Source organism: Acinetobacter sp. YH01018 (genome assembly GCF_013420295.1).
Lineage (GTDB): Bacteria > Pseudomonadota > Gammaproteobacteria > Pseudomonadales > Moraxellaceae > Acinetobacter.
This window is the reverse complement of the sequence record NZ_VOYL01000058.1, coordinates 1-14234: the sequence shown is the minus strand read 5'-3', so window position 1 is coordinate 14234 and position 14234 is coordinate 1. Positions and strand designations below refer to the sequence as shown.

Below are 14234 nucleotides of genomic sequence, written 5' to 3'. Positions count from 1 at the left end.
TATGGGTGAATTATAGCAAAATAAAGCACTGTAATAAAGGCGATATTTGATTTTTTATGGCTATCGCCACTCGCTTATATCCCCCACCTGACTGTCGGTGGGGGTCTTACGCTCGATGAAGATAAGAAAGCCCATGAATCGACAATCAGCACCTCCCATTGTAGGGCAAGCTTAGACATTAGTTTAGCTTAATGCCAAAATATAGTGATTCTTGTTGCTGGGGCAACAATTCAACAAAGGTGGTTTTTACCCTGCTCGCATTATCTTCAACCGCTTCACCACTGCTGGTCATAGGTAAAACTGTCCCTGATTTCCAGGGCTGAGTATAAGCGGGGTACATATCGTTAATGACCACATTGCTTAACGGCGCATTACCCATATTTTTCACCAAGATACGATAAATTAAACATTGATTTGGCTTCAAGTTTTCATTTTGTACCGTATAGGTTGCGTTCATAACTGCTGACTTATCTGGCATATCGCAATTTTCAACTTTCAGCTGCGATTTAAGAATTTTTAATTGGTTTGGGCTAACCGTAATTAAATCGGTATTCATCAGATCAACTAATGCTATTTCTTTTCCGGTATTATCCGGTTTAACAATCAATTTTACCTGGCTGTTCATACCATTCGTCGCAGTAGCAGGTGCTTCAGCCTTTATTAATAAAGTGACGGATTGGTTGGGTCGAATAATATGGCTTAACTCTGTTTCTAGATCGGATAGCAATGTATCGGTCGCGTCCAGCATGTCATTACCATTTTTATCGACAAATAAGGTATATAAAAAACCATCTTTGCCATTCACGGCATTCAGACTGACTTTAACTTTGGTTTCATCTGCTACACCATAGTTGGTCAAACGATGCAAGAATACGTATGTACCGCCAACACCTACCTGTGCACTTTGATCATTGGTCAGTTCGAGCAGACGTTTTTGAGCTGGAGGAATCACAGCATCTAAAATAACGTCACCCAGACCTGATTGCAGTGATTCAATCGCGAACCAGATATTGGTGGTCGCTGTCACAGATGGGGAGACGGTAACCACGGCACAGACTTGTGCTATGGTATTTGCTGCAACATTCAGTTGGGTAATTTGCTGAGTGTTTAAACCCGTTTTACATTGAGCCTCATCCACCTTATAAAATTCGATTTTCAGGCTGGAGGTAAAAGAATTAATACCACTCTTGACTAATGTTGAATAGCCGCCAGTGCTAAGTGTTGGCGCAATCGCAGTACTAGAGGCATACAGTTGATAGTCCTGCGCCAAGGTCGCTTCATTTTTAATGCTTAAAGGAAAATAAGCCTTATTTTCCTGGCTAGATTTTGTCCAGAGCGGTTGACCATTATTGTCAATCACAAATAGACCTGTTCCGGTTTTGGTGGCATCCGCATTAAATAAATCATTTTTTGCAGCATACAGGTTTTTAGCGATCGCATTATTATTGTCAAGGTTAATATCATTTGATGCCGTGCTGACTTCCACCCTATTCGCAATATAGCCGATATTTTCATCAGTTCCGGTGTCACTCGCACTCACTTTTAAATTAGATATAGTGAAAATGTATTTAGCATTACCTTTGATCGTTCCAATATTCAAACCATTTGTAGTAAATAAATCTGCAACTTTATTTGTATCAATAGTTGATGGACAAGCTTCACCCGCTGTGTTCGTAGTAAAATCTTTACATTCTAACTTTGCATTGGTTTTATCTAAATTCGCTAAAATCTCATCTTTTAGGATAACATTATTCGCTGCTGTATTTTTATGATTAAATAACTCAATCATGTATGACACATTTTGCCCCGGTAAAGGTGCTTTTTCATTTAAGGTTTTGGTGACTTCTAAATCTACTTCATCATCTTGAATTTCATATTTAAATCCTGAAAAAACTGTATCACCACATGTACGTAGATCCAGGAGAGCTAATCCTGTTTGATCTGGATCTAACTCAAAAGGAATCGTACGAGTACCATCTGTTAAATTATTATCAAATACACGTATAGCTAATCCTTTAACCGTGACGCCTGTGTCATATTTCAATGAGCTGTCATATTGAATTTCATATTCAAATTTTAAAACATTTGAATTCGTTGGATCTTCTGTTGGTACAATCTCTTGAAGAGGAATACCATTTTTATCAAGCTTATAAATTTTATAATCACCCACCTCACTTGTTCCACTACGGTATTGGGCTGCTTTTTCAACTTTATTTTTATCAATAATAAATTTAACTTTGATATTTCCAGTGACGTTACCCACAATATTAAAATCGACAGAATGATATTTACCTGTCTGATTTTCAATCACACTTCCACTTTTGGCTGAAAATTCAATGCCAGGATTCAGGTTAAGAACAATATTATCTAACCAGTTTCCTCGCTCTGCTCTGCCTTGCGTCTGTAAAGCTTCAAAACCAAAAGCCATGACTCCAGACTTTCTACCGCCTAAATATTTGCTTAATTGAACATTTGAGCCAGAATAAGATTTCCATGGCGTGTCTAAGACATTACCGTAAAGTTTTCCTGGAGTACTAGTTAGTACATCAGTTTTCTTTAAATATTTATCTGAAATATTTGTAAAATCTAAATTGATCTTGCCAGTAGTAGATTTATCATCCACTGCATTAGCAATAAAGAATCCTGCTTGCTCTGCTATATTCTCTCGTGGACGATGCGAAAACGACCAATTTAAAACATCTTTTTCTGAAACACAGACATTTTGGTATAAAGCAGCTGGTGTCGTGGAGTTTAACTCCGCATAAATTTTACCTTCAGCAGGTTGGGGACCCCAGTTTTGATCATTCGCAACCAGTTGTCCTGCTTTCCATAGCTCAATTTCACGTATCAAACCTTCGTACTTTGCAGTTGTTCTCCAACCTTCTACCCCTTTTTGATCAAAAATACAGTACGATTTACTCCAACTACCATTTTGATCCCTACAGCCCCATTCACCAGATTTTTTCCATGTCAAACTCGGTTCTCTTTCAAAACCCAAATTGAGAAAGCTACGCTGAATTCCCACAGGCGAGTTCACATCAGCAAAAACGACAGAACTCATCCCCAACGATGACACAGAAACTGCAAGAATATTTCGCCAAATCATTTTTTTCATGAAGTTATCCTTAAAATTTCTTAGTGAGATTCAAGCTGTAAATCACGCCATTGTGGCTTTACCTGCAACTGCTTGCCTGTAACATCATGGAACTCAATGACAACACGGCGGCTTTTAGCATGCGCAATGTTTTGCTCTGTATCTTGAATCAAGGCTAACTTCCCTTTGGCTTGCTCAGACATACGACTTTGCTGTACACCTTGTGCAATTAAATACTCACGCACTGCATCAATACGACGCTGTGAAAGTTGTAGATTATAGGCTTGGCTGGCACGTAGGTCGGTATACCCCAGCAAGGTAATTTGAATATCAGTTTCTGCCAACAATAAAGTTGTAATACGATCTAACACCGCCTTGCCTTCTGTATTTAAAGTCGCCTGATCTAAAGCAAAATGCACCACATTTTCAATCTTTGGATCAGGTTTTGTTAAGGCTGGTTTGCTGGTCTGGTCCTGGATAGGAGCTGACACCTTCAATGGCCAGTAATCAGCATTGACCCCTTGGCAGCCCGGCCCATTGAGCTGCTTCAAACTTGGTAAAGCTTGGGCATCCCATTTCACTGTATCAATATGATCCTGTCGTGTTGCGACAGCCACCTGATATAGCGCCTGTTCAGCAGCATCAAAATGTTCTCTAGCATGTCGCCAGCCCAGTTCGCAATATTCTGCTGCCGCCCAAACCAGCATCACTTCTGCATGGGCCAATTGCTCAGGAGCTTTTTCCAATGCCCCGCTTTGTTTGAAATATTCAACCTGCCACCATAAGTCCCGGCGCATGACTTGTGAAACAGTTAAAATAGGCGTAGTTAAAATGAGCGGCTGTTTCTGGGCTAATTTTTCTGCAATCTGACGCCCTTGAGCTAGAGCTTCCCTTCCAGCAGTCGTTAGACTCCGCTCTGAAAACTCATTTTTCGCATAACTTAACCAGATCTGTGCTTTAGAGGCCTGATAACGTGTTTGAGCATCACTGACCTGCTGATAAGGCTGTAACTGCTGGCTTAACACCTCGGCTTCAACAGCAGAAGACCGCAGGGTCTGCGCCTCAACAGAATGGCATACGGGATATAAACAGGCGCTGAGCAGAAGCATTAATTTTAATCGCATGAATTATTGCTCCTGCACCGGTTCTAAAGAAGAATTTACTACAGGATTACGGCGTCCAAACAAGTCCTCATCAAATTTGAATCTAAATCTTAAATAGGCCCCTTGACCGCTGGAACTGGTATTGGCTAATTCATCATCCTGATAACCGAGGAAATTATATCCTGCAGAAACCCAGAGATTGGTTGCCAGCAAATAACCTACTTCTGCACCCAGCAAATAACGTGTCCCTGCACCACGGTTTGCCCAAAGTGAACCAGCCTGCAGGCTCATGTCCCAGCGCTCATTCAAATCATAAATGACCCGACCACCGAGTAACTGGGTTAAAGCCGAACTTGTAACTTTGTCTTCATCCAAGGTTGACCATTTTGCTGCATACTGACTGGACAAGGTCAGCTGGCGATAAGGATGATAGTTTAAATGCGTAGATGACACATAGGATTCACGCTTAAATGCCGCTTCTAGGTCAGCTGCATTATCCTCATAGTAATATTCAATTTTTGACAGGACATCCAGTTGATTATGCTCATCATCACGCCATGCCACCCCCAGCTGGAAACGGTTTCGCAGATGATCACCGCGCTCGGCGTCTTTATTATCGACAAAATTAAGCGTATTTTTGGTTAGAATCGTGGCATCATCTGACAACTTACGGGCAAAACCAATGCTATTGATCATCGTATCGGAACTGTTGGAACGACGTGCCTCTAAACGCGTCATAGCTTTCCAATTGTCGTGAACCAAATATTCCAGACCCAGACTCGCTGCTGTTGAATCATTATCGCTATTTTCAATATTTTTAGACAGACTTTGAATCCGTTCAAAACTGCTACTGACATATACACGCGGCTTAATCTGCCAACGGTTGCGTAAACCCATAGCCGCTTCCGCCTCACGGTTGCTCATGCCATCTGCAACCCGGTATTCACTAAATGCGGAAGCATCTTTCATATACTGACTGGAAATACCCAATACCGTGCTATTGGTTTCTTCCGTGGTATTCATGGAATACAAACCGTCAATTGCAGAAATCACTTCATGACGGGCATAGACTTCGGTATTTGGCAGGACTTTAACTGCCCCGCCTACAGACAGGACCTGTTTATCGGAATTGGAGAGATCCTGTTCATACTCGACAAAGGCTGATGCCCCTTTCCACGGCAAGTTACCGGTAAATTTGATACGCCCGGTAGTACCATTATACGGGCCCTGATTTTCTGTTGCCGAAGTTGCAGCTGTACTGGTTTCGTCATAATGACGTAAGCCTAATTCCACGGCGAGAATTTTAAAGAAATTACGTTCCAGACTGGCAGACACGCCGGTACGCACCCCATTATTGTTTTGGTCTTCAGTACGAATCGCTTCCATACGAGCCAAACCAAGCTTCGCAATCGGTGCTGAAACTTTTACGCCACTTTCTTTACGTCCTGCACTAATGGTCGCTGCATCATTTTGAAATCCGTCTTCTGCTTGCTGGTGATACGCTCGCACATGGGCAAAACTTGGTGCGTATTCAAATTCTACCCGGGCAGCCGTGCCTTCATCCTTCTCGCCAGCTACATTGCTATTTATTTGCGTCACTTGATCTGCTGTAGAATTCGTATTCTTAGACTGTGCCACTTCGGCAATCACTTTGGCATACTGGCCCAGTTTCACCACAGTATTTAAACTGGCAATTTGTTCTTCTTGCAGGGGATCATTACTTTGAACAAATGAGCCGCCAATTTTGAGCTGGGGCTTCATCGCATAACTAAAGCTAAGACCACCAACTTGATATTCTTCACCAATTTCGTCCGCCTCAACCGTAATACGAATAAAGTTTGGATTGAGGTCTTTATCTACACTCGGGACTGCTTGTTTTAAATAAATGCTGTTGCTATAGGTATCGACTTCATAATCAGAAAAACGGGTAAGGGTTTGTTTTGCAATAATCAGGCCCGGGTTATTGCGGTCACGGGTCAGCACTTCAACTTTTTCACTGTTTTCTAAAATCAGATCATTTGAAATTGAACCGAGACTATATGGACCAGAAATACCCAGAGCACGATTTTCAGTGACCACTTGACGCGACTTGGTTTTAGCGACAAAAGCTGAAGATTGGAATTGGTCACCTTCATGCCCCACTTTAAGCCCTGTCAATGAACGGTTATATTGCCCTAAAGCTAAACCTTCATCTTTCTCTGTACGGGTCACGTAGTCACCATACATGGCATAGGAACGTCCTTTGTCTAAACGGACATACAATTTGCTGGTCGATTGTGCTTCAAAGCCTTTTGCCGCAGCATCACCATAAACCGGATAATATTCATCAGGTTGAATATCTCGGAACAGGCGTTGTTTGGAACTTTTATTTGAATCATAGGCAAGAGTTAAAAGATAATCACCTTTAACTTTACCTTTAAGGAACATCGCAGCACGACCATTCAACGAGGTGTCGTTACCCCACTCGGCAATTTCATTCAACTCGTCTTCAAAGCCATCATTACGATTAACACTATGCAGCTGTTTGCTATCAAAATTATTGAAGTTAATCGAGCCTTCAATTAAACCGACTGCAATCAGAGGACGTAAATCTGCCTCAAACTGGATATCTATTTCTTGTTTAAGTAAACCGCTACTGACGCGCAGTTTTCCACGTCCAGCAGTATTCGGTGCAATAATCGGTATAATCATCTCGCCGCCATCAATGAAGGTTTGAATCCCGGGCTCATTTGGATTCAAATCTTGCAGATCAATCATACCGATGTCACTGTCTAAGGTCAGTGCGGTACGTGTAGCGACTTTTATTCCTTGTTTGTCTTGTAGCTGTACCACCAATTGCATAACATCACGGCCATTTGCCATCACGGATGCTTGAGGTTTTTGTAACTTGATGTCATGAATGTCATCTGGAACAATCACTTGAATCTGCTGGCTTTCCCGGATATTACCCGCAAAATCCAATTGCTCCACACGGATGCTATTTTTACCCGTGCTTAATGCTACACCTACATATTCAACCCCTTGCTTACGCTGCTCATCCAGGATGACCAATTTACCGCGCTGCTTTTCTTTCACAATGACATCATTGACTAAAACACGTTGTGTCGCGCCTGCTGCACCCTGGACTTGAATAGTCGTTTGGGCAAAAGGGAGAACCTGTCCTTCCTTAAGATTTAATATTTCCAGGCTATTGTGATCATTACGCTTTAAATATTCTTCAAGATTCACCAAAACAGGAGGTTTAACTGGATCTATGCGTAATTGCGGTTGCTTTGCTTGAGCAGATTCCCCACGATTGAGCAGGCAATTTTGATCATTCTCACTGGCCAAACAGCCTTGGGAATTTTCTGAACGCGTACTGGTTTGTAGATAGCTCGGCGCATCAATAGAAAGTTGCTTGTTAATCGCCTTTTCAAGATTTAAATTACTGCTATTAATTTTTTCTTGACGCTGTTTTACCACATCCGTTAATGGTGCAGAACATGTGCCTGCTTGATCCACCATTGCGAAATCAGCACGATGTAATTCACCACGTTTTACATCGACAAAACGGCTAGAAGGGTCCCCGGCATTGCGGTTAGACTGGGTGATCAATTCAGCACCTGCCGGCAAAGTGGTGCGATCTAATTTCAGTACATGGGTCTTTGCGGATACGCCATAGAAATCATATTTGCCTTCACGGTCAGTAATCACATAACTGCCATCTTCCATGTACAGCCGTACACCCGGCACACCTAATTCACCTTTGTCCTGGATTCCGTTGCGGTTACAGTCAGTATAAACCTTACCCACCACAAACGCGTCAGCACTGAATACACCTGGGCGAACTTTCACTTTGGCCTGTGCTTCATTGGAACTTAGACCGTAACGATCAACGGCACGTGCCCGGTTAATCCCATCACCATTTAAAGCATTCGGTCCAACCAGAACACGGTATTCAATTTTAGCATTCGCATTTACGGCAAGATCACCTAACCCCAAAGTTAAATACGGACCTTTTCCGCCTTCAGGATCAGCCACTGGCTTGCCATCAATCCGCATGCTATTTGGCACATAACTAAAACCACGCGGTAAGGTATCTTGCAATTTGACATCATGTGCCAGCTGATCACCCTTATTACTCACGGTAATGCTGTAATTGGTGAAATCACCCAGCTCTACCGAACTGTCCCGTACGGTTTTCTTGACCATTAATACCGATTGATCCAGTAGCGGATCAATCGGTATATCAATATTCAGCGCTGAGCTAGCGGCGGTTAAAGTAAACAGGCCACCATAAGACCATGCCGGATGCACAGCCTTGCCATTAAATGAATCCACCGGATAAAGTGCCTGGTTGCTGGCAAAACTATACTTTCGGCCTGGAATTGTGGTGGTATCCACCATCAGTTTATAGCTGCCCGGCTTGACATGTGGATAAACAAATTGACCGGTCGACGAGGTAACCTGTCGTACAGGAAACGGCTTTAGTTCACCAGTCACCCGATCATGTTCAAATACAACATTATCTGCAACAGGCTGACCGAATTCATCTGTCAAAGTGACGGTTGCACCCTCGACCGCCTGGCCTGTTTTTGCATCAAAGACAACTCCGTAGGGATCAATCAGCACTTCTGTGGTGATCTCCGTTGAGATGTCTTCAATATTTTGGCTAACCTTACCCTGCTCGTCCAAGCAGTCGGTCAGGTGAATACTGACCTGATCGCGCTTGAGCGTCTGTAAAATATGATCGCTGAGGTTTTTTTCAGCCTTTTCCTCAGTATCCACGGTGAACTGAAATATGCCGGTATTTTCACCACTTTCTACTGCATTGACATAAACAATATCGCCCGTCAGTTTGGAGACCAGTTGAATACGAACCTGATCTGAAACAGAGCGGTTGGCATTACAGATGGCGGCATCTGCTTTGACATAAATAGGCTCGTTCACCGTCCCGGTTTCAACGACTTTCTCGAAATTACTGGTTGTGCTTTCAATGACCAACTTGCCTGCAACTTTGGTTTCCACTCGATTAGACAGGGTTTTTTTACTGCCTGTAGCAGAACGGTGTAGCACATACGCTTCATTGCGCAAAGTGGTATAGCTCAGGATTGGATTGGTTTTGACCGTCAAGCGGACTGTGCTTTTTTGCTGAGGCTGAAATGGTTTTTTATAAGCAACGACAGCATAGCCAATTTTATTCTTGTCACTTGGCAAATAACGCGTATATTCCCCTTCTGCAATTCGATGTAGAACTTCAACCTCCTGATTTTTCTCAAGAACCTGAATGTCTTCAAAAACGGTATTGGCTGGAATAGGATCCTCAACAATCACTAGGGACTGTAATTGTCCATCAACCTTTACCTCTGTCGGAGTCACTGCAAGATCAGCGGTATTGGAAATGATCAAGCTATAGTTCAGGGTCTGTGCTTGCTGACTGGCATTCAGCACACTTTGGTCCACTTGTTTTTCTATTTTTAATTTTGGCTCAATAATTTGTACAGGATCTTTAACGGTTTTTTGTAGTTGTGGCTCTTCACGAATTTGTGCGACTAAAGGGAGTTCAAGCTTGGTCTGATCAGGTGTCTGTAATGACGTATCTGCAACCACCCACACATGAACGGTCTGATTGGGTTGTAATTGTAATCCATTTTCAATCAGTGTATCTGAAATATCAAATACCCCATCTTGATTGGCATCGAGGTAAATTTTAAAATTTGATAAGTAATTAGTTTGTGTAAGTTTAAAATCAAACCATGCATTTGTATTACTGGTATTGGTCAACTGGTTTAACCAAATCACTTTCGAACCGGCTTCTACCTGTTGAAGTTGATCTGGAAATAACTCGAAACCATAGAACTTGGCAATTTCAACATTTACCGCATTGGATTGAGTCGTTTGCAGCAATTGTCCACCATTCAAATCGCTGACTTGGTAACTTGCATAAGCAATGTTCTGGATGATCTGGCCAGCAACCGGCATTACCGCATGACTTTGCTGTGCAAAGAACAAAGCTGAAGCAAGCGCAGACAAAGATAACGTCTCCACTTTTTTATTCATTGCTTTTTTCATTGCCACGCCCCAAAACAAAAAAATATTAAAATACAAACGATAAAAATGAGTTCCTCCCTTTCGAAAAAGGGAGGTTACAGATCTAGAAAAAGTTATGGAGTGACGACACTATCAACTTTTACAGCAAATTCTAAAGTTGCTGTTTTTGTTGTTGGCAACTTATTATCAAGCTTATAACTGACTTGAGTTTTTTCAGTATTAAGTTTAACTGCATCAGCTGTTGCTGCTGTGCCATTCTCAGTACCTTTTGCAGAACCAGGTAAATATTTGGTATAAGTTGGCACCGCATCATAAATCGTCACATCTTTAGCATCCGATTTACTTTGGTTCGTTGCCACAATGCGATAGTAAACACACTCACCCGGCTTAGCTTTAGTTTCACTTACACCAAATACAGATGGAACTGTGGTACAGTCTGAAGATACCGCCTGTGACTTCACTAAAGTGACCAGACCCTCTTCAATAACAGTAGTCAAGTCAGTGATTGCAAATACGCTATTTGTCTTATCAAACTTCGTTGCATCATTTGGAACAACAGTTACTGTTGATGTATACGAATCACCAACCGCTGCACTTTTTGGTGCTTCAACTTTTACAAACACAGTCACTGATTCTTTTGGACTTAAACCATCTTCTGCTACAGTAGCGCCTGCACCTTTAGTCGCTTTTAATAAAGCGTCAAGATTTTTACCTGCCCATAACTCTGTAACAGGATCAATTACACCATCATTGTTTGTATCAACATAAACGGTAACAATCTCACCTTTTGCTGATGCTGCACTAAGATCAAATTCTAGTTTTGTAGTAGCGTCTAAACCTTCAGTCACGTTACCGTAGTTGGTTAAGGTATGGGTATAAATGATACTGCCACCCACAGCAACTTGACCAGAACGATCTTGGGTCAATTTCAAGGAGCGAACTTGATCAACCACGACAGGATATTGAATCGTATCTTCAACACCTGTAGATGGTGATTGAATCTTAACTGGAATATTAATAGGGTTAGTTGGATCTGTTGCCGGCGTACCTGCTGGTGCATTCACAGTTAAGCAGAAGCTCGCATCAGTACCTGCTGCAATATTACCAGAGCTAGGTGCTTTCTCAGTTGTACAAGCACCATTCACTTTTTTGAAAATCTCTACTGTCCAGCCATCTGGAATAGTTGGTAGTGTAATGACATAGTTATCTGGTGTACTACCGGTATTTTTGATGGTGACATCAATCTGATTTGGCGTGCCTGGCTGAATAGTCGTTTTTGGAACATCACTACTATTATTCGAACCGGTACCTTTGTCCCCCCCTGTGGTTGGTCTGTGCACCAAATCGACTTTACTTTCTGTAAATGCAGTCAAATGCAACTTGATCGTATCTTTACTAGCATTTTTTACCGAAGTACTGGTCAATAAAGATTCTAAATAACCAGGATCAGCAGGTATAGTCAGTGTTTTACCAGACGCGAGAGTTACACGCACCACAATTTCAAGTGTTGCACCTGGCTCAATTGAACCTGTGTTATTACTGATTAATGGTGTCTTGCCATCTGATTGCAGGAATTCCACAATACTGTCACTGCCAAAAACCGTTTTATCTAAACTTAAGTTATAGCTGTCAGCAGTATTACCCGAGTTATGCACATAAATTTTGTCACCTGCACCAGCAACTGAACCGCCAAAGACTATTGCTGCACCCTGTTTTGCTGTGGTGTTAGCGATGTCATCTGCACCTGTCGGCTTAGTACCTGTATCTTTCCATGCATCAGTTGCAGAATCGTTAATTGAACCATTAAATAGGCCAATAACTGTGACTGTATTCGGGTTAGATGGAACAACCGTTTTATCTGTCGTTGATGTTGGTGGCGTTAAAGGCACATTTCCAGGGGTTAATGGAACAGGGGTTGAGTCATTCGTTTTACCATCAGTATCGGCATATGCAGTGTTGATGATTTTATCACCATCCACAACCTTGGTAGATGTACCGCTGACTGTATCTTTGACCTTAACTGTTAAAGTCAATTGACCTGTTTGACCAGCAGTAAGTACCCCAACATTCAGCAAGAATACTTCTGCATCAGACTGTTTTCCATATTGGTATTTACCGTCAGCCTGATCACCATTGGCAGTGTTATTATAAGTCACGCCATTATATGTAACTGTTTTTAACTCAACATTTTTTGGCAAAACATCATAAATGGTTACAGGATCAACAGTTGCTGCCGTACCCTTATTATAAAATTTTAAAGTATAGGTAATGTCGCCATTTACATTAGTGCTGCTGGTACTCGCCGATTTCTCAACCTGAACAATAGCACCTGTTTTAATATAGGCTGTATCAGTATTGGTAACTGCAGGTGCAGTAGAAGCAAATCCAACTGATGTTGCAGTTAAGCTTAATTTATCTAACTGATCTGCTGTCGCATTGCCTGGAGTAGTTGCAACAACTAGAATACCTGTAGATTCATTAGCATCTAGCTGGATTGCAGTATTTGTAGTGTTGGCTCCAGTAGATGAATAAGTAATAATCGGTTCGCCGTCCGGTATACCATCCGAGTTTTTATCCAGATACACTTTTATTGCGGTGAAATCAAAAACAGAACCTGCTGGAGTAAGATTTTCAAGTTTAAGGTTAAAACTATCTGTACCATTACCTGTGTTAGTCAAGATATGCGAGAAACTAATATTACTGTTTGCAGCAGTTTGCCCTTCACGGTTAGCTACAAGAGTAAAACCACCCACTTGTGCAATTAAGGTTTTAACCAAGTTAGAAGTTACGACACGTTCTGAACCTGTTGAGTCAATATACGATGCTGTCGCTACGTTACTAATGCTCGCACCTGCAGACGGTAGTTGTGCAGCTATCGCAGAACTGCCAAATAGCGATACCCCACCCGCAACAGCTAAAGCAGTCGCGACTTTACTTAATTGAAAATGTTGTTTCATAAAAAAATCAACCATAAACGTTTAAAACGACGTAAAAAAATTATTTAGAAGTGTTGACACGAACTTGAGCCGAGACAGTGATTTTTTGTTTCGCTTTTAACTCATTCACATTCCATTGCAGAACACGATATTCATTTAGTGGAACATTCACTTTTTTGCCATTTTCCACTCGGGTCAGAGGTGCTTTAGCAAAAAACTTGCCATCAATCGAAGCATAGGTATCTTTTGGAACACTTTGGCCGGTATAAGTGACAAACTCAGGAAGCGGTAAATTTAATTTCAAATTTTTCAGGCTATTCGCAGATACATTTGAATATTCGACCTTATATTCAAGCAATGTATTTGGTTTAACTTGATCTGAAGGCTTTAATTCCTTTTTCTTATTCAATTGATCCACTTTATATACTTTCATATCAGCGGTTAAAGCTTCTGTCGCTGCATAGGAAAAGTTGACCAAGGCACCACCTATTAGTAAGAACGATGCTTTTTTAACTGAGTTATAGATCTTCATGCCAAACCCCTAAATGTGCAATTTGCACATTAATTTATCAATGGCGACAAATTTACCACAAAAAATGTTCATTTTTCACATTTTTATATAAAAATAATGAATACCAAGTCACATTTTATTATTTTTTAATAGATTAAATCTTACAAATGACTTTAAAGTCAACTTAAATAATTAAGTTAAACTTACAAATGCACTGAAGAAATGTTGTAGAGAAATTGAAGAAAATTTATGTTAAAAATAAATATAATTATAAATTGTACTTAGCTCAAACCCAATCTGGCAGTAATCGATTTTTACTGGGCCTATCATTCAAAAAAATCTAAAACGATTTAGTATTTTATTTGAGTTAGAGTTTCCATTGAGAATGAATTATCAAAGCAATTTAGACTGAAAAAGTGCGATATAGATCAAACATTAGACCTCTTGCGAAAGTCAAAACCACCTCAATCTAAGTTTCATGAGATATCAGAACTTAAACCGTTTTTCAGATTCTGAATTTAAACGCTTGGTTGGCGTACCTCGACCAGTTTTTACCGAAA

The 14234-nt window shown here is 41.2% G+C and carries 5 protein-coding genes; all 5 read right to left on the bottom strand.

All coding sequences use genetic code 11. From position 1 onward, the window contains the following. Positions 1-178 precede the first annotated feature (178 nt). Positions 179-3115, bottom strand: a complete 2937-nt coding sequence (locus tag FTT83_RS14100; RefSeq protein ID WP_180176781.1) for a DUF11 domain-containing protein — start codon at positions 3113-3115, stop codon at positions 179-181. Between the two features lie 20 nt (positions 3116-3135). Beyond that, positions 3136-4218, bottom strand: a complete 1083-nt coding sequence (locus tag FTT83_RS14095) for an OmpA family protein (RefSeq protein WP_180176780.1) — start codon at positions 4216-4218, stop codon at positions 3136-3138. Between the two features lie 3 nt (positions 4219-4221). After that, on the bottom strand, positions 4222-10248 hold the full coding sequence (locus FTT83_RS14090; protein WP_180176779.1) for an SdrD B-like domain-containing protein: 6027 nt from the start codon (positions 10246-10248) through the stop codon (positions 4222-4224). Positions 10249-10340: 92 nt separating this feature from the next. Continuing rightward, positions 10341-13184 (bottom strand): DUF11 domain-containing protein, encoded by a 2844-nt coding sequence (locus FTT83_RS14085; protein WP_180042806.1) that lies wholly within the window; start codon positions 13182-13184, stop codon positions 10341-10343. 40 nt (positions 13185-13224) lie between these two features. Beyond that, positions 13225-13695 carry a hypothetical protein gene (locus tag FTT83_RS14080; protein WP_086197121.1) on the bottom strand — a complete coding sequence of 157 codons (471 nt, stop codon included), beginning with the start codon at positions 13693-13695 and terminating at the stop codon, positions 13225-13227. Positions 13696-14234 lie beyond the last annotated feature (539 nt).